The sequence below is a fragment of the Mesoplasma grammopterae ATCC 49580 genome, assembly GCF_000701525.1.
GTDB lineage: Bacteria > Bacillota_I > Bacilli_A > Mycoplasmatales > Mycoplasmataceae > Mesoplasma > Mesoplasma grammopterae.
In genome coordinates this window covers 16,588-36,706 of sequence record NZ_JNJC01000001.1, presented here as the reverse complement: position 1 = coordinate 36,706, position 20,119 = coordinate 16,588, and the positions used below count along the sequence as shown (strand labels likewise).

15 protein-coding genes and 1 pseudogene are annotated in these 20,119 nt (G+C 24.4%); all 16 read left to right on the top strand.

Features of this window, described 5'->3' with window-relative positions; translation table 4 throughout:
• Positions 1 to 33: 33 nt before the first annotated feature.
• Positions 34 to 2,904, top strand: coding sequence for an ATP-binding cassette domain-containing protein (locus tag T314_RS03920; RefSeq protein WP_084322408.1), 2,871 nt, complete (start codon positions 34 to 36; stop codon positions 2,902 to 2,904).
• An 11-nt stretch (positions 2,905 to 2,915) separates the two neighbouring features.
• On the top strand, positions 2,916 to 4,787 hold the full coding sequence (locus tag T314_RS0100150) for a hypothetical protein (protein ID WP_029511663.1): 1,872 nt from the start codon (positions 2,916 to 2,918) through the stop codon (positions 4,785 to 4,787).
• A gap of 35 nt (positions 4,788 to 4,822) precedes the next feature.
• Positions 4,823 to 6,637, top strand: coding sequence for an ABC transporter permease (locus T314_RS04050; protein WP_029511662.1), 1,815 nt, complete (start codon positions 4,823 to 4,825; stop codon positions 6,635 to 6,637).
• Between the two features lie 41 nt (positions 6,638 to 6,678).
• A complete protein-coding gene (locus tag T314_RS0100140; RefSeq protein ID WP_029511661.1) occupies positions 6,679 to 8,685 on the top strand; it encodes a hypothetical protein in 2,007 nt (668 codons plus the stop codon).
• 28 nt (positions 8,686 to 8,713) lie between these two features.
• A complete protein-coding gene (locus T314_RS0100135; protein ID WP_029511660.1) occupies positions 8,714 to 10,303 on the top strand; it encodes a hypothetical protein in 1,590 nt (529 codons plus the stop codon).
• A gap of 19 nt (positions 10,304 to 10,322) precedes the next feature.
• The gene (locus T314_RS0100130; RefSeq protein WP_029511659.1) at positions 10,323 to 10,559 is read left to right on the top strand and encodes a hypothetical protein; all 237 of its coding nucleotides are present in this window, start codon (positions 10,323 to 10,325) and stop codon (positions 10,557 to 10,559) included.
• 77 nt (positions 10,560 to 10,636) lie between these two features.
• Positions 10,637 to 11,764, top strand: coding sequence for an HU family DNA-binding protein (locus T314_RS0100125; protein ID WP_029511658.1), 1,128 nt, complete (start codon positions 10,637 to 10,639; stop codon positions 11,762 to 11,764).
• The gene (locus tag T314_RS0100120) at positions 11,751 to 11,978 is read left to right on the top strand and encodes a helix-turn-helix domain-containing protein (RefSeq protein ID WP_029511657.1); all 228 of its coding nucleotides are present in this window, start codon (positions 11,751 to 11,753) and stop codon (positions 11,976 to 11,978) included. Before T314_RS0100125 ends, T314_RS0100120 begins: the two co-directional genes overlap by 14 nt.
• Positions 11,979 to 12,122: 144 nt before the next feature.
• Entirely contained in the window at positions 12,123 to 12,890 is a 768-nt protein-coding gene (locus T314_RS0100115) for a hypothetical protein (protein WP_029511656.1), read from the top strand.
• Positions 12,891 to 12,970: 80 nt separating this feature from the next.
• The gene (locus T314_RS0100110) at positions 12,971 to 13,807 is read left to right on the top strand and encodes a hypothetical protein (RefSeq protein ID WP_029511655.1); all 837 of its coding nucleotides are present in this window, start codon (positions 12,971 to 12,973) and stop codon (positions 13,805 to 13,807) included.
• A gap of 247 nt (positions 13,808 to 14,054) precedes the next feature.
• The gene (locus T314_RS03780) at positions 14,055 to 14,642 is read left to right on the top strand and encodes a hypothetical protein (RefSeq protein ID WP_167321176.1); all 588 of its coding nucleotides are present in this window, start codon (positions 14,055 to 14,057) and stop codon (positions 14,640 to 14,642) included.
• A 164-nt stretch (positions 14,643 to 14,806) separates the two neighbouring features.
• Complete coding sequence (locus T314_RS0100100; RefSeq protein WP_029511653.1) at positions 14,807 to 15,451, top strand: lipoprotein; 645 nt, start codon at positions 14,807 to 14,809, stop codon at positions 15,449 to 15,451.
• Positions 15,452 to 15,716: 265 nt separating this feature from the next.
• The gene (locus T314_RS0100095) at positions 15,717 to 15,923 is read left to right on the top strand and encodes a hypothetical protein (protein WP_029511652.1); all 207 of its coding nucleotides are present in this window, start codon (positions 15,717 to 15,719) and stop codon (positions 15,921 to 15,923) included.
• 106 nt (positions 15,924 to 16,029) lie between these two features.
• A complete protein-coding gene (locus T314_RS0100090) occupies positions 16,030 to 18,669 on the top strand; it encodes a glycoside hydrolase domain-containing protein (protein ID WP_029511651.1) in 2,640 nt (879 codons plus the stop codon).
• A 27-nt stretch (positions 18,670 to 18,696) separates the two neighbouring features.
• Positions 18,697 to 18,864: a hypothetical protein gene (locus tag T314_RS03980; RefSeq protein WP_156933605.1), complete on the top strand. Its 168-nt coding sequence runs from the start codon at positions 18,697 to 18,699 to the stop codon at positions 18,862 to 18,864.
• Positions 18,865 to 18,924: 60 nt separating this feature from the next.
• Positions 18,925 to 19,944, top strand: a pseudogene (locus T314_RS0100080) (glycosyl hydrolase 53 family protein).
• The last annotated feature ends 175 nt before the right edge of the window (positions 19,945 to 20,119 follow it).

Below are 20,119 nucleotides of genomic sequence, written 5' to 3'. Positions count from 1 at the left end.
AACAAATTATTTAAATGATATAGGAGAAACGAAATGGAAAAAAATATTTTAAAGTCAAAACGTGTTATTTTAGAAAATTTTAATTCTAATAATGCTGTGATGGTAGACCATTTTCATAAAAAATTTAAGGACATAAATATAGGCCCATTTTCTTTTAATATAGAAAAAGGAAAAGTTACAGCATTACTTGGAAGTAGTGGATCAGGTAAGAGTGTATTTTTAAATTCATTACTTGGAGCTACTTTGAATTATGATGGAAATATCTATATTAATGGTAAAGAACGTAAAAAAAGTAGTTCAATTGAAAATAACTCTAATGTAGGGTTTTATTCTCAAATGGATTTTTCATTATATTCAATTACAGCTTATGACTTTTTATACAATATGTGTAATGTTATGGGTTTAGATAAAACATTAGTGAAATCAAGAATTGAATATTGATTAAAAAAATTTGACTTATGAACATCTAAAGATAAATCTCTTAATGAATTTTCATGAGGAATGAAAAATCGTATGAATTTAATCTTATGTTTTATTAAAGAACCTGAAATTCTTATTTTAGATGAGCCAGGTGCAAACTTAGACTCTAAATGAAGAGGGCAGTCTTATAAAATACTAAAAGAATTTAAAGAAGAATTTAATAGCACAATAATATTAACTGTTCACAACATTGATGAAGTTTATAATACAATTGAAAATTTTGTAATTTTAGAAAAAGGTAAATTATTATTTTCTGGATCAAAATCTGAATTAAACTTATACAAAAAAATAAACATTTCATTTGAGAAAGACGTTGTGCTAGCAGAGGTTGAAAAACTTTTAAATCAACATAATATTTTGACATTTAGTTTTGACTTAAGTACTAACTCATTAGTTGTTGGCTTAAATGAGTATCAAGCATTTAATGATGCTTTAGCTATTTTAGAAAAAAATCATTTACAACCAAAAGATGTTATAGCACAAGCTATTAATATGGATGCAATTACAAAAGCATTAGAAGATAAAGAAAAACCCCATAAACCAAAATATGAGCCTTTAAAAGAATTTGTAATTGATAGTTCAAATAAGTCAATAGATTTAGACAAAGCATTAGACTTCTTAAACAAAATAGAAGATAAATATAAAAACATTTTAAATTTAAAAGAAGATGAAATCAAAGTTGGTTTATCAAGTGATCTTTTATTAATAAGTGAAAATTTATCTGAATCATCAACTGAAACTCATGAAGCATTAGTTTTAAAAGATCTGAGTTATGTAAGCGATGACGTTTTAACAGCAACAGAAATTAATACAATTAAAAATGACTTTTTTGATAAAGTGCAAGAACTTAAAAATTTAAAATTAGAGATAAATAAAATTGTTACTGAACAAAAAAATGAAATTGATTTAAACATTGATGACTTAAAAGACTACTTTGCAAAAATTAAATTGGAATCAGAAATCATTCATCAAGTAAAAACAACATTTGATGATGAAGCAAGCAACTTAAAAGTACTTTTACAGCAAACAGAAGTTGAAACTGAAAATTTAGAATTTAAAAAAACTGATTTACAAATCAAAATTGATGAATTGAAGGCATTACAAGATGAAATTGCTTCTATTTCAGCAAATGAGTATGAGCAAATTAATCTAGTGAAAACTGAATTCTCGAATAAACTTGAAGATTTAAAAATTTACATTGAAAAAGTTAAGATTGAATCTGAAAATTCATTAACTTCTGAAATTGAATCAAAAATAGATGAGTTTAAAGAATTTGAAAATCAATTCAAAGACTTGGTTGCTGTTCAAAGAGAAATCATTCAAGAAGAAATTAAAGATTTTAAAAGTTATTTAACTCAAATTGAAATTGAGAATGATGAAATTAATAATTCCAGAGATGCATTAGATAAAGATCTATCTGCTTTAAAACAAAGCAGAGAAAAATTCTTGATTGAAGTTGATTTAGAGCAAGAAGAAGTTGAAATGAAAAAACTTGAATTAAATATAAAACTTGATGAATTGAAAAAATTACAAGAAGACATTGCTGTAGCAACAATTACAGAATATGAAGAAATTGATTCAATTAAAGCTGAATTTACAAGTAAACTTATAGATTTAAAATCATATGTTGAAAACATTAGCGCAGAAACACAAATTGTTCAAGAATCAAAAAATGAATATTTAGCAAAAATTAAAGAATTCAAAGAATATCATGATGAATTTAATAAGACAGCTCTTGCCGAAAAAGATTCAATTAAAAATAGTATTTCCGAATTAAAAGAATTTATATCACAATTTCAAATCGAATCAAATGAAGTTAATCAATCAAAAGCGGAACTTGAAGAAGAATTAAAAAGATTTAAAGAGACACAAAGTGCAGTATTAGCTAAAATTGAAGCCGAAAATATTTCAACTCAATCAAGACAAAAACAATTAGAGAGCCAATATAGTGAAATTAATGCAATTCAAAACAATATAGCTACAAAAGCTAATTTAATTAATGAAGACTCAACAAGTATTAAAGAATCAGATTTTGAAATCTTAAAATTAAAAGAAGAATTAGAGAAATTAAAATACGAAATGAATGAGCAGCAAAATATTAAAAGATATGCAAATGTTCAACAAGGTTGAAATAATTTTACAAATAATATGGAACAGCCAATGTGAAATCAACAAAATTCAATTTTATTAAAAGATCAGGAATTGGAAAAAATTAAAGCTGATTTAAATAAAGAAAAGGAATATTTTGAACAGTTAAGAAAAGAAATGGCATTTGAAAAAGAAATGAATCAAAAGCTAGCAAAATTTGACAATGAAATGAAACAACGTGAAAATGTTTTAGAACTTGAAAGAATTAGACGTGAAATCCAAGAAGAAAAAAATAAATTAAATGAAGTATTGCTAATGCAAAAGTTTAACAAATAAATCCTCCTAAAATGTTAAAAAAAATATTACCAATTGCCTCTACATTTATTCTAGGTTTTGGTTTAGTAACTACTGCTTGTGGTCAAAAGCCAAAAGATTATAAACAAGAATACAAACCAATCTATAACTACTTTGTTCTTGGTGAATCTTTTGAGCAAGAAGTTGAAAAAAAATTTCATGATGCATTAGCTAAACAACAAAATGAAATTATTTATATTGATCAAACAATGCAGCAAAATAAAAATCTTGATTTTTTTACTCAGTCTAATTTACAAGAAATAAATTTGCGTAAACAAAATCAAAATATAAATTCAAATTATGAACTTTTATCTCAAAGAGAAAAAGATGCTCTAACTAATGATTTAAATAAAATTACAAAAAGTAGTAAATTAGAAGAATCAATTTTAGATTCAATGAAACCTGAATTTGATTTTTATTCAAGTATTTTGGAATTTAAAAATGAAGATCAAAAATGATTTGAAGGATTATCTTATGATTTTAGTAACATAGATTTTGGATATTTAGATTTTGATAAGGAAAACAAAAAATATATAGCAAATGTCAATTTAAGTTTAGTTTTCACTTATCAGTACACTGACATTAATAAAAATATAATTAAAAATAATTACCATGAAGATATAGTAATAACGATTTCTGATCAAAATGACATAATTGAAAATTTAAAGTTTACAACGAGTGAACTGAGAGAAAACCTTATTAAAAATAAGTTTGAGTGAGCTTGATTTGATGCTTATGATCTTAGAATAAATGATTATTCAAGATTATTTAATTTATCAAAAAATGATTTTGAAAATATATTTAAATTTGATAAATTTGAAAAAAGTTTATTAACTTACATTTTTGAGCATAATACTAATTCAAGTAAACCTATACAAAGTTATGTTTTTACTTTTAAAGATGAAAATAGATTTAAGAATTTTAAGTCTATTAATAAAATTGATAATTTCAATCCACGTCAAAATAAATATGGGTCTAACGAATTAATTATTGATGATACAGTTTCAACAATTAATACAAACAACATAAATTTATTCAAAACAGTATTTAGTGAACTAATAACAGACGACACAATTGTCTTAGAAAATAAATTCGTAAAAGGAAATCAAGATATTTATGCATATTTAAGTAAAGAGTATAAAACATGAGTAAGTGATTTTCAAAGCAAAGCTAATAATGAACTTGATATTGCTTCGGATTCACTTGTTAATTACGGAGAAATTACTTTAGATAACTTTTGTTTATATTTTGATGAATTTAATTATTATCACCCAATTAGCCCAATTTCATATTATGTAGGAGTGTCAGCTAATAACTTTAACGACAGTTATTTAAATAATGAAAATGAAATAGTTAAAACTAAAATAGTTTTACCTAATCAGGACCCAATTTTTAAAGCAATTTATCAAAATACAATAAGTGCGCTACAAGTTTTTCAAGAAAATTATGGAACAACTAAAACAACATGAATGTCTTTGTCAGACAATCAACAATTAATCAGTATGAAAAATTCAAATATTTTGCAATCTAGAGCAGCAACTACAACTGACAAAAGTATTTCAGATGTAAATGCTCAGCTAAGTTTACTAAATAATAAAAACCTAACTTATTCTGCAGAATCAGAACGTCAAAGTTTTTTAAATAAAACCAATACTTCAACATTTCATTTTCAGTTTAACAATAATGAAGAGTTACAAAATATTCCAATAATTGAAATGAATAATAATCAACTTATTTTTAAAAAATTTAAAGAAGGATCAAGTAACCTTTCAGTCGATTTTAATTTATCATTTTTAAACCTAAATTTTGTAATTAAATCAGAAAAATTTTATTGATTCGAAAGGATACTAATTGAATCTATTTAATTTATTGATTTACATTGAAAGGAGGTGAAGGTACTATGGTAGAAGAAAATTATGAAAAAAAGAAAACAAAACCTTTGCAAAATTTTATAAAAGAAAAGCTTATTAAATATAGGAGAATTCCTTTTGTTAAATTAATGAAATTTAGTTTTAAAAGTTTATTAAAAGAAAAGTTATTTTATATTTTAAATTTAGCAACTATTATTATTTCCATTTTAGTTGGGATTATATTAGCTTTTGTAAAATCTGGAAGTTCCCAAGTTGTAATATTCAACTTTTATATATTATTTTTTGTTTGTTGTTTAATGTTTGTATTTATTTTAAGAATGATTCAATTTTTCTTTAGTAAGAATTTTGAAGATAAAACAACATATATTGTTTTAACTAATCAAGTAAGCAGAACAAAGTTTTTTATAGCTCAATATTTATTAATTATTTTAATTTGTGCTGTAAATATTTTAATGAGTTTTATTATTATTAATATATTTTATGCATCATTTACATTGTTTCATTATGACATATTTATACTTAGAATGACATCGATGTATGTTATATATTGTTTACTTGCAACATTCTTTTTAATTAACTTTATTACGTTCTTAATTTTTATATTTACGTTGCAAACTACTACAATTATTTGTACATTATTACTGGCATTATCATTTATAGCAAATATCCCCATGTCTTTTATAAAGGCAAATGAAAAAAGTTATTATGTACAATTTACAAGCGGTGATATTTTTCAATTAAACGATATATATGACGCGTACAGTTTATATGATCATGTGAACGAAGGAAATATTAAATATCCCCATTTATCCAAATACGTTTACAACTATTTTCTTTCAAAAGAAATGGTGACTGATCAATTTCATAACACAAAAAATATAAATTATAGAACGCAAATGTGAAAAGATTTAGGACTTATAAATGCTAATCCAGTTGTTATAACAGAAACAAATTTAGATTTATTCTCAAAACCCCTTAGAGATGCATCTGTTCCAGATACTTGAAAAATTAATGATAAATTTAATATTCAAATAACCTTAAAAGACACTTTTATAACAAACGAACAATTAGATGAATTAATTATTAAAACAGTAGATCAAAATGCAAAAAAAACTCTAATAGAATTTAGAAGTTTTACAAATGAAATTAACAAATATTTTAGCAATGATCTTCAATTTGAAAAATATGATTTATTTTATGATTTCTTATTTTTAGATTCAGGGATTCAGACAAGTTATTTAGAAAAGCTTGATCCAACTAAGGAAGAAATAAAAGAAAATAAAGTTACTTACGCTTTGAAAAAACAAGATATTGTTTCATTTTACGAATATTCAGTTGCGGGAATCCGAAATGATGGATTTAGATTTACAAATGCAAATAATTTAGTTAAAAAACAATTAAACTTTAATTTAATGTACTCAGCTAGAGTCATTGAAGAATATTTTATTAAATATTCAAGTAATTACATAATTATGTCTTCAAATGCGGTATCTAAAACTTCAGGAGACTGAAATAGTTATACTAAAGGCAGAAGCATGATGCGTGGCCTATCCTATTTCAACTTGTATAGTGGGTTGTGAATGGTATATACCAAAAACTTAGGATTCTACAATAATGATATTTGATTTTCTCCAAATTCTTTTTCAAAGATTTATCTAGAAGATCAAAAAAATTTATTTTTAGGATATCCAGAGTATGATATAAAACTTACTTCTACTAATATGATTGAAAAAAATACTACATCAAATTATGTTAAACCTTGATATTATTTGGTTATTTTATTTGGAATAAGCACATTGAGTTTTTCAATTGCTTTATATAAATTTAGAAAATTTGATTTCTAAAAAAATTTTAAAAAAAATGAAAAAAAGGAAAAAATACAAAAATGAAAAAATTATTATTAATATTATCATCATTCGCTGTAGTTGGTACTTCATCAATGGCTGTTATTTCATGTTCGAATGGCACTACAGACCCCACAATTGATCCAAATGAAAAGGAAAAAGAAGCAATAAGACAATTAATTAAACAATTTGAATCTGAAGTTCAATCTAAATTTTCAACAATTGTTTCAACTCCAATGGCAACAAGATCAACATTATTAGATACAGAAGCATCAAAAAATGGTTTAATTTTCTTTCAAAAAGATAATTTAAAATCAATTTATGATCAAGCATCAGCTGGTACAGGTAGCGGTGAAACAAAATCTAAAATTTCAACATACGCAGATGACCAAGCAGTTAAGTTTTATGATGTTTTAACATCTGACCAACAAAAAGATTTAACATCAAATGTTGAATCACTATTAAGCCCAGCTAAAGCAATGGCTGATTTAAGAAATGCTATCAGTACTTCAACATACAGTGTTTTAATCGGAGGTTTCGGTTCAAAATGAATTGATGATCTTAAATTTGATTATGAAGATGCTGAAATGACTTATGGTGCTACTGGTAACGACGGAGAAGGATTTATTTCAAGTATTGATTTAAATTTCTCTTCAACTTATAGATATAAAGATGCTGAACAAGCAACAGTTACAAAAGCTGTAAAAGGAACAATTGTTATTACTGTTTCAGATAATGGCGAAATTATTGCTTCAATTAACAAAATTAGTAATGAATTAGCTGGTGATATGTTGAAAGAGGCAAATTCAAATGTTTATGTTGACTTTGCAACATTAAAAGCATTAGAACCAAGTTTAACAACACAAGATTTATTAACTGCTAATACAGATGTGTATAAATCAGCAATTAATAAATATAATGAAAACTTAGCTAAAACAATGACATCTACTGTAAAAAATAAATACTTTACAAATGGGTCACCTGTTGTAAGTGCTATTAAAGTTAGTTATTATAATGAAAACGATATCATTAGACATGAACAAACAAACCATTTTGATAATACAGGTAAAATTAACATAAATTATGGTTATAATGATTGAACAGCTTGAAATACATTCTTTGGTAAAATAAAAACTACTGGAAGCATTCAATTAGAAGGTAAAAAAGTAGCTGGAGATGAAACTTTATATGAAGCGATTGATGGACAATGAAAAAATTCATTAAGCGAATATAATTCAAAAATTGTAAGTGAATATACAAAAAGAACAGAAAAATCAACAAATGTTGAAAAAGATGAAAAAGTAGATGATCTATTAGCTATGTCAATTTCAAGTGAAACAATGACAATTAAAGGATTAACTATTTCATTAAATAATGGTTACACACAAAGATTAAGTGACGTTGGTTTCACATATTCAATTGCAATTGATAACACTGCAACAGCTGTATCTGAAACAACAGATTCAACTCAATCAAAAATCTTTAACTCTTATTATAAAGGAATTGAGCAAATCTCAAATGTGTTCCAAACATTCTACGGAATACAAGAAAGTGACATTTGAACATCACCAAATGCATCACGTCAACAATTAAATAATAAATTTAAAATGTCAGGTGAAACAGGTGTTAAAAAAGAAGACGGAACTGATTTCAATATTTGAGATTACTTAAAAGAAACTGGAGCAGTTAATGGACAAATTAATTCAAGTAATTTCGCAAATGCATTAAGCTTAAACACAGGAATTGAAGCTCAACAAATTAAGGAGCAAAACTTAATTGCAAAAATGTCAGGTGTTACATACATGAACTTTACATATTCAGATGCTGGTAAAACTGGATTTAGAAAATACAGAAGTGCATATATACAAGATAGCAATTATACTGGAAACAATGGAACTCCTTTAATGAAAGGGTTAGCAATGCAAACAACACGTAACTCAGCACTAAAATTTGGAATTTCTTCAAACTTATTTGATGTTACTTTTGGAGAAGACTCAGAATTTGACTTTAGTTCATTAGGTAGATACACATTTATTGAAAGAGTTTAATAATCAAAAATAGGAGAGGAAGCTGAAAATGAAAAAATTATTATTAGTGCTATCATCTTTAGTAGTTACAAGTTCAGCATCAACAATTGCTGTCTCATGTTCTAGTAAAGTAGAAAAACAAAAAATTGATTCAATTGAAAGATTTTTGACTACAATATTACATAGTAAAAAAGATGATCAAGAACCTTGAACTAATGATGATCTGGAAGCAGAACTAGTTAATCAAAAAGTCGATGTAGCTGGTGGAATTAGTGTGAAAGCTAGCGATGAAATAAAAGAAGGAACAATTACCAATAAACAACAAAGCATTTTATTTAATGGTAATGGTAATTCAAAAAATGGTTACAAATATACAGGTTCAATAACTTTAATTTATAATTTTGGTGGAAACAAACCAGCACCTAAGAAAAAAATAACTAAAGAAGAATTAACCACAACTATAATAGGATTACAAAATTTCTTAGATAAAATTTATTTTAAAAGTGAAAATACTGTTAAAAATACATTTGTACCAAATGCAAATATTCCGGGTACTCCAGCTGAAGGCTTAGTTTTTAAAACTGTTAAAGTCACAATTCTTGATTCAAATCAACCAACTGATTCATCAATACCAAAACTTACAAAATTTAAAATAAGTGGAACAATTGGAATTAAAAATAATGATTCTGAATACTATCAATTTGATGATGATGTTGCTGAGAAAGATAAGGAATTTACATGTGAGGGAACAATTGTAGATCCAGTTATTATAGAAGATACTGTTATAACTGAAACAATAGAATCAATTAATAATTGAATTAAAACTGAAAATTTTAGCGATTATAATGATTTTAAAGATAAGCTTTTAACTCAACAAAAAGAAATTCTAGCAAATGATCAAATTGCAATTGAAAGTGTTACTAATTCAGTAATAACTGAAAATGGAGCAAATATTGATTCAATTTATTGAACAAATCAAGTTATTGTCAACTTAAAAGCAAATGTTGGTTATGAATTTTCAAAAGAAGTAATTGAAAGTGAACAATATAAAATAAAAACAGAAATTGAAATTTTAAAAATACAATCAAATCCTTTAAAATGACATGTCTTGACAAGTAAAGATGAAAAATATATTGAACCACAATTTATTCAATTTGATACAAGTGTTAATGCAAGTAAAATTCAAAAGGAATATTTATCAAATCAACAAATTACTTATGAATGAAACCAAGAAGATGATAAAGCTCAACAAAAACAATTTGTTGAAAGTCTAGATATTTTTACTGGTGATGATAAAGATGAAAAAATAAGTAAATTTGTTAATACTGAATACTTTACAAATACAACTGCATTTAACTATGGTTCTGATGCAAGTGAAAATTTATTCAAAGTTGATGAAGTTTTATTCTTTGATAAAACTCAAGAAAACTTAAATAATAATATTGAAAGCGTTTTAGGACAAACTAAAACATTAGACGAGTTTGTTTCTACAAGTAACGCATTGACTAGAACAACTATTAAAAATACTCAAAATATAAGTTATTACGCAGTATTTTTAACAAAAGACAGTAATGATAAATATAAAGCTGCAAATAGAACATTAAACGTTCTACTTCAACAAATTGCTGTAGTTGATTAAAATAGAAAGATAAAAGATTATGACAGAACAAATTAAAAAATTTTTTAGTGGTCATGATGTAGAAACTAATTTAGAAGATCTAATTAAATTTAAAAAAGAATTAAGTAAAAATTTAATTAATGAAGTTAGTTCTAATAAAAATTTACTTAAATTAGGTGAATTTAGAATTTCTATATCAGATGCTGAAATGATTAACTCACAATTAAATAAATTGATTAATGATTTAGAAGATATTATAAATCGAATAAATTTATAATAAGCAATGGTTTATCAAAAATAACTTTGAACCCTTCTTTAAACAAAAGAAGGGTTTTATATTAAGAAAGGATACTAATGGAAAAACAAGAAAAAAATATAAAGCAAAAAAATAATTTTTTAAAAAAATCAAAAAATAATGTAATTAAAGTAAGCTTGGAATTTTCTGTATTAATTACAATAGTTATTTTCTTTTTAATGAAAATAGTAAATGCATTAGTAAATAATATGGATATTTTAAATGTATTCAAAACTATTGGATTAATTCCCCCAACAGATTTAAGTTTGCCAAATTTAATTGATTATATATCTAATATTATTTTGCTAATAGTTTTACCTATTTTAGTACTTACTTGAATTGTTCTAATTATTAAATTTAAAAACAAAAAATCATATAAACCAAAAAAAGATGTTGAAGCTTCAATAAAAAATAAAAAAGTTGAAACTGAAATAGTTTTAGAAGTTGAAAATCCTGATATTGATTTATATCCTCATTTTGAGGAAGATAAAACATTTTTTGAAGAAATTAATAATGAAAACGATTACGATTTGACTTTGTTACAACAAAGAGCAAAAACAGACGGATCAGTTTTAATCAAAGAAAATTTAAGTGAGTTAGTTAAAAATGCTTATAAAATTAGAAATTACGCTATTTTAAACAACATTAAAGTTGATGATGTAATTTTGGAAGAAATGACTAAAAAAGAATTAATTTTATTTATGAAAAAAATAGGTAACGAATTAAGAAAAGTTGAATATCAATATCTTAATTTTAAAGATGTTTCAACAGATACAACAATTAAAATTACTGAAAATAAAAATCAAATTAATGAAAAAAAACAATCAGAAAATATTGATATTGTTGAGGCGGGTAAAAAAAATCAAAAAAAGCCCGTGATAAGAAAAAATAAGGTTACAAAAAATGATTTGGTTAATTCAATTTTTTCAAATAATAAAAATAAATTGACAAAAGTTAAAATTAAAAAAATTGTTGATAGTTTATTTGAATTGATGGAAAATAATTTAGTTAATGAAGGTTCAGAAATTAAAATTAATAATTTTGCTAAGTTTTCAACAGTTTTTGTTAATGAAACAACAATGAAAGATATGAAAACTGGCAAATTAAAAATGGTACCATCACGTAAAACAATCAAATTTAAGTCATTAAAAGGTTTAAGAGAAAGTTTAAATAATGAAAAAATATAATGGAGAAGAAGATTTAATTTTGATTATTGCAACTAATCTAAGAAAGATTAGATCGCACAAAGGTTTAACTCAAGAAGAATTAGGCTTTAGATGTGGCATTTCAAAAAATTATATTTCTGATTTTGAAAGAGGAAGAAGAAATATAACAATTAAAATTTTACAAAAACTTATTGAGGGACTTGAAACAACACCTCAAGAATTATTAAAGACTTAATTTGTACTTAGAAAATAAATTATATTTTAGGAATCTTACATGCAAGTAAGATTCTTTTTTAATTGAAATAAAAATTATTATATTAATTGTTTTTTTGCTTTTCTAATACTTAATAACAATTAGAAAGTATAAAGGAATGAAATTATGAAAAAATTATTACTATTTATAACAGGAATTAGTCTTTCAACAATTGCAATTAGTAGTTTGGTTGCTTGCACGACTAATGATTATGATAAAAATGATATTGAACAACCAGAAATTAATAATACGCCAATAGACTTAAAGTCTTTAGATTTAATAACAAAAGTTGTATTATCAAGTGATGAAGAGTTCAATGAAAAATTAATATTAGAAAAGTTATTTTTTTTAAATAAAGAAATTAAAATAGATTGAAATGAATTAACTGTAATAAAAAATGAAGAATATTTCTTAACTAGTTTAAATGAGAATATTTACATTGGTTCTGTACAAATAGAAATAAAACAGAAAATTAATATAAATATCTTTGATCCAAACATTTATTTAAAATTAGCAGAAGAAAATCCAGATACAATAATTTTCAATTTTAAAAAGAGTAACCCTATTTTAGAAAATGCTAATTTAATTTGTGAGAAAAATAATAATACTTGAAAAATATTAGCTAAAACAAGTGATGAAAATTATGATGGTTATTTAATATTAAAAGTTTTTATTGTTAAAGATATACAAGAAGTTATAAAGCAAAAAGAATTTAAAGTAACAACTTTAAACACACACGAGATATTAGTTTTAAAGTTAATTAGAAATAATTACCCAGAATTAAATAATATTAAAATGTCAGCCATCAAATTAGACAAATCTCATTGATCAATTATTATAGATTCAAATGAAGTATTTTATTATGGGGAATGTATTATAGAATTATATATTTAATAAAATGGTTTAAAACCATTTTTTATTTATTTTTAAGTCATAAAATGAAGTTGAGGGTAACACCCCGCAAAGGAAAGCTTATGAAAAAAATACTTAATTTATTAGCATGTTCAACTTTAACAATGTGTACATCAACAATAGTAATTAGTTGTGACACAAAAGAGAAACCAATAATTGTAAAAACTGATATAAAAACTATATTTACTGAAAACTATATTGAGATACCTTATTGAATGGAAACAAATAAAGATAATATTTTAAACGCAATAAAAGTAGCATATCCAAAATTAAAAGACTGTAAATTAAAACTAGTTTACTTTGAACCAGAGTGAGAAGTCCATGTTGATGATAATGACTTGTATTTTGAAGGTTTCAAAGAATTTAGTTTAATTAAAAATGAAGAGATGCCAAAGCCCCCATCAGTTAAAAAGGATTTGATTGATATATTTTTAGACAAAAACATTATATTAGATAAAAATAGTGAACTAAATGAATTAAATATATTAAACAAAATTAAAGAAATTTATCCCGAATTAATTTCTACTAATTTGAAACTTGAAAGATTAACTCAATTAGAATGAAATTTATCTGTATACGATAAAGATCCAATATATCAAGGCAATATTATTATCAACGTAACTATTTACAAAGAAGAGGAAATACCAAAATTTCAAATTGAAATTAATTCTTTAATAGAAGAAGGAAGTTTTATTCAAGTTGAAGAAAATACTGATGAAGGAATCCTAGAAAGTGTTTATAAATTAGTACCACAACTTATAAATAGATTATTTGTTATTTATAAAGAAGAAATAGAATCAAATCTTTTCCTTGTAATTATAAATGTTGATGATAATGATGAATATTATCAAGGTAGTGTAATGCTTAAATATTACTTTAATACAACTATAAATGTTTAAAAGCAAAATTTATTTAACTTTAATAATAAATTCAAAAGACTTTCTATAGTCTTTTGCTTTTTTATGCTTAAATCATAGTATGAAAACAAAACCATATTATAAAAATTGAATTTGATATTATCATTTAATAGCTTGTTTACTATTTATAGGTTTTTTATGCTGAGGATTTTACCTTTCAAGCTTTGTTGAATATTGATATAGTAAAAATGCATTTACAAATTATGATATTTTAATGAGCTTTTTTTCAGTGCAAGTCAATATTATGACAATAGTTTGATTAATTATCTATGTTATTAATTTTGATAAAAAAGAAAAACATGGAATAATAACTGATCGTTTTAGAATGGTTATTATGAATTTAAATATGTTAGTGTTCTTAATATTTTGAATGGGTGTAGTATATTATGTTAAGTCTGGTGAAGATAGTATAGCTAACTATGGCACTAATCAAATAATTTGTACCATAGTAACGCATTTAATTTGTCCTATATTATTATTTATTATTTACCAATTCAGTATGGGCAATGAAAGATATGAATATAACTTTTATAAGAAATGAGATATCTACATTGTATTTATCTATGCAGCAAGTTATTTAGCATATGTATATATTAGAGGTGAGTTATATTTACAAAACGGGGGAGTAACTGGTTGATATCCTTACCCATTTGTAGACTTTCAAAACTTATTTATAGGTAATTCAGTTTGATTATATGTATTGTATTTAATAATAACCTTCTTTGTTTGATTTTCATTGCAACATTTATGATTAGTTTATAATAATAACTTAATTCAAAGTATTAAATATAAACGTTTTGTTTTATCAATAATTTAGCCAAAAAGAGTAAAAAAAGCAAAATTTTGAGAATTTTTTCCAAAATTTTGCTTTTTTTTTTTTTTTTTATTCCAAACTCACAAATTTAGAATTTTTAGTTTTATAATTTTAACAAGGTGAGATTTTTCTTGCTTTTAATATTTAATAAGAAAAGGGGATAAATAATGAAAAAATTATTATCAATATTAGGAGCTGTTGGTTTAACAGCAACAGGAGCTTCAGTTGCTGTTTCATGTAGCAATCCTACAGATCCAGGGGACAAAGCAATTACAATTGCTAACGTTGAAAAAGCAGTAGGAACTGACATCAAAGATTTAAAAGATTTAGATGCAGTTAACACAGCATTAACTGCTAAATTAAAAGACACTAAAGATGAAACTTTGAAAGGAATTAAATCTTTAACAGCAGCACTTAAAGTTGATTCAAAAACTAATGTAACTGTTACTGCAGTTGCAAAGGATGGATACAAATTAGACAAAACAACTTTTGATATTGAAGGAGCTATTAAAGCCGAAGGTGAAGTGACACCACCAGAAGATACTAGAAAAGATATTACTGGATTAACAGCTGAAGCTTTAAAATTAGAAGTTTCTAATGAAACAACAAAAGAAAATGTTTTAGCAGCATTAAATACTCACTTTGAATTAGAAGGTGACGCTATATTAGTATTGTCAACTGATGTAACTATTGAAATTGTTCCTGCTGAAGAAACAACTGATGGAACAATCACAATAGCTGTTGTTGAAGGTTCAACAAAAGTTAAAGGTACTAATGTAGTTTTAACAATTGCAAAAACTGGAACAGAATAAGCACAATAACTAATAAAATTTGATTTACTAATTCACAATTTAATAAATTTAAAAAACTTTATGTATTTTACATAAAGTTTTTTATAATTTAATAAGTGTTTAAATAAAAGTAAAATAAAATGAACGAAAAGATACGTTTTTATAATGCAGCGATTGGTTTTAATTGACTAGCTTTGACAATTTAATTTTAGTTGGATTAGCGACACGAACCTATATTAGGAGCAATCTATTTCTTTGTGCTATTAGTGCATGTTAAATTGTACCAATGACTTTTGCAACAAGAAAAGCTAGAGATGAATTAATTAATGGTATTGAAAGATCACACTTAGTTTTAGGTATAAGTTCAGTTATATTCATTTGAGTACTTTCAGGAGTGTTAATATTAATAGCATATACAATGTGTGCTAAATGTAATAGATATGATCAAGTAGCATTCCCTAATATCTTATTTAATAGTTACTTTTTTTGGTAGCAGTCTAATTTGTTTTTTAATATATTTATTTTTAATATAAATAATCATTTTTAAAATTTTAAAAAATTTATTGTATAATTTGTAGAAATTATGAAGAGGAAAAGAAATGAAAAAAATAATAAACATTTTAACAATATCAATTTTAACTGTAACACCACTTTTTTACATGGTTTCTTGTGGTGTAAAAAATATAGAGGATAAGAATAACCAAAAAGAAAAGTTTTGAGAAAATAATTACCAGTATGGTCCTAAAAATAAATTTAAAACTAAAAGTGCATCAAATAATGAATATATTGATTATTTTTTTGGAAAACCTGAGTTTAATTATGCAACATACCTTGTTGATGGTGAAGATATTGGAAATACTTTAGAAAATGAAGTAGTTAAATTTAATGGTGATCTAGAAAACGTAAAAAGAACGCCTGTAAATCAAAAAGAATTAAAATTATGAAAAAATGATACACAATCTTCACAACTTGTATTATTTAAAGAAAATAATGAAGATGAGATAACAGATTTAAAAATAGAAGTTTTAAATGATATGGATGATTTGGAAGTTAGCGCAAACTTCGTTAAACCAATTAAAGCAAAAAATACAGTTAATAATAAATATAATCCTGCATCTCCCAAAGCTATTTTATATAATTATGATGAAATAGCAACTGATGAACTAGATTCTATAAAGTTTGATTTTCAACCAATTATGATAACTATTAAAACAAATAATCAATCAAAAATAGGGACAAGAAATATAAATTTCAAATTAATTTTTAATGCAAACGGGCATGAACAAAGTATTTATTTTAATCAACAAGTAGATGTAATTGAAAGAACTATAGATAGAAAAAATAGTGAAATAAATTCAATTAGTTCAGATTCAATGGCATTTCCTACGTCATCTCAAAAATTTGTATTAAAACAATTTGATAAGGTTGTAACTAAAAAGAATATTGTTTTAAGTGAAAAAGAATATGAAAATTTATATTTTAATTCTGAAAAAGAAATATTAGAAATAATAAAATGTTTTAATCCAAGTTTACCTTCAGACACAAAAATTATAAGATGACAAGATGAAGCTAATTTAGGTCAAATTTTTAGAAAAGATCCAAATAATAAACATGTAAGCTTGTTAATACAATCTGATTCATACTTTGTTTCTAATAAGGCAGCTAATAAAATAAATGGACAAGTTAACACGACAGACAAAATTCAAATTTATTTCAATAATCCAACAATTTCTTCTTACGCTGAATACACAAACAAATATAACAAATCAGTATATGAAAAACCAACTTTTAAATCAGATTCAGTAACATCAGTACTTTCAAATCCAGAAAAAAACTACTCAAGGCTAAATAATCCTAAAAATACATTACATGATTTTATGGTTAAGGAAGATAACGAAAATGAAAATAGAAGTTTAAATAATAAATATGGTAAAGAATTTACTAAATTGCAAAGCGAGAATAATGCAAAATATGGATATACACCAAATTTTGGTCTTAGTTATTTAAAGTATATAGCAACTAATAATACAGCAAAAAATGTTGAGGATTTTTGAGGCGATATGGATAAAAATAAATTATCAGATGTTTTTGAAAATGATCTTACTTGAGAAATAAACTTTGATATTTTCGATGAATATATGAATTTTTTAAATGAAAGTGGTTACAAAAAAATATTCATGCCAATTGTGGCCAGAAATGCTAATCCTTTTAATTTTTATTACAAAACAAATGATGAATCAATTAATAATAGCGATGGTAATACAGTTGATCAAAAAGTTTTAGCAAATGTAACTTACAAAAATAAATTTATTGATAGCAATGGAAATACATCTGAAGATTGAAACCAATTTAGAGATACTATAATACCTTTACTTACCAAAAACTTAATTGAGCACATTAATTACATAAAAAACACACCAACATCAAAATACTATGATGCTTATTCAAATATCGATCTTTATTATTCATTTGATGAAACTAAACAAGAAATTAACGAACAAGTAATTGAAATTTTGAAAAAATATGACAAAGAAAATTTAATTAAAACACATGCTTATATTGGTTGACAATTTAAGGTAGATAATTACTATGATACAAAAGAACTAGAAGATAAATTTAGTCCGTATGATGAAATAACTCTTCAGCAAAGAGAATATATTTTTAACTATGAAAAGGGCACACAACAAGATGTAGATAATTTTAGAAGTCTGGTTGAAAAACGTCATGAACAAAGAAAAAACACAAGATTTTATTCTTCATGACAAAACTTTCCAGGTGGATATTTATCATCTGTACCGGGAGATTTAGCTTGGTCTACTTTAATGGCATATAAATATGGAACTAATGGTTTTGACAGATTTCAATTAGATGGTTTTTATACAAATGATATTTCATTAGATGGTTATATTATTGGTAATCCTCATGAACCAGCAGATGGTTCATTAATTTATCCTGGTGATTCAGAAAATATTTACGATAGTTTAAGATTATTGAATATTCAAAGCGGAATAAAAATGGTTTGAAAATTAATGACTCTTGAACAAAGCGGAGAAATATCAGAGTCGGATTCATTAAAAATAAAAAATTATATTAAATGAAATAATGACATAAAATCAAATATTGAATATAAATGAACAAACTCATTAAATGATCAAATTTCAATGAAAAGTTTTGAAAGTAAAAAAGATAGTGTTTATGTTCAACTTTTTAAAATTAAAGAATTTATAAATTCTTATTAGAAAAAATATTAAAAAAGAGAAAAAATAATGATCAGAAAATGTCGTCAAGCAGGTATCATTATATTTTCTCCTTTTTTATCTATGATTGCAGTTTCTTGTGATAGCAAATGAAAGTCAATTGAAAATATAATTGTAACAAGCGATTCATTCATTAAAGGCGTGGATATTTCTTCATATGCTGAAGTTATTGAGTAAAGCACCTTTGATGAAGGAAAATTTAAAACATATTATGATTTATCTGAACAAGATAAGTAAATATTTTATGATTATGATGGTGAACAAAAAAATCTTTTTGAAATACTTGCAAACAAAGGTATTAATTCTATAAGACTTAGAGTTTGAAATGATTCATATGATGAATACGGAAATAGTTATGGTGGAAGTCACAATGATATTCAAACCGATATTTAAATATCAAATTAAGCATAAAAATACGGAATCAATAATGTAATGCTAGATTTTCACTAGTCTGAATTTTGAGCAGATCCCGCAAGACAATGACTTGCAAAAGAATGAATGGGTAAAAACGAAGAACAATTAACTGACTTGGTTCATGATTATGCATATTCATCTATAGAAAAATTTTATAATGAAACTGAAATAATGCCGTTTAGAATTCAAGTTGATAATGAAGCTACAAGAATTAGTTTTTGAGATTCGAAAAATGAAAGTAAAACTCGAAAAAATTATATGTATACTTCTAATATAATGAAAGGTGGATTTCAAGCTATTGACAAATTTAATTTAGCTCATCAAAATGAAAAGAATATTATTAAGGTTTTACATCTTGATGGAATAGTAGCATTATCTAAGTGGAAAAGTGTTCTTAATGAGTATTTATTGAAAAATAATTTAATAAATTATGTTGATGAAATTGGTATAACTAGCTATCTTGAATGATGACAAGGATCTGAACATTTATTTGATATTATTACTATGATCAAAAAAGAATATGGATTGAACTCATCTGTATCTGAAACATCAAATATGTTTACAATGAATGAAACGAATCTTTCAGGAGATCTTGAAAATTCGCAGCATGAGAAAAATGAGTATTCTGAAGTGCCTGTTTCAGCGACTCAAATAACAATGATAAATTCAATGATGGAAGCAGCTTCAAAGGCATCACCTAATTATCAAACTGGAATTTATTGATGAGAACCAGCCTGATTATTAACAAATGGTAAAATTAGTTGAACAACAAAAGAAGGCATAGTTTATTGTGAATCTAATAACCAACAAAATCAAAAATTATTTATGACAGGTAATACATAATGAAATAGTGGTTTTTTCACAAAAGAAGCTAAACCATTACCTGTTTTAAAAATGATAAAAGAATTTGAAAGAATAAATAAACAAAATGATTTTATAAGTTGGAAAGAATTAACAAATAAAACACTTATATTACAAGCAAAAAAGATTATTTTTATCAAAATCAAAGAATTAATAA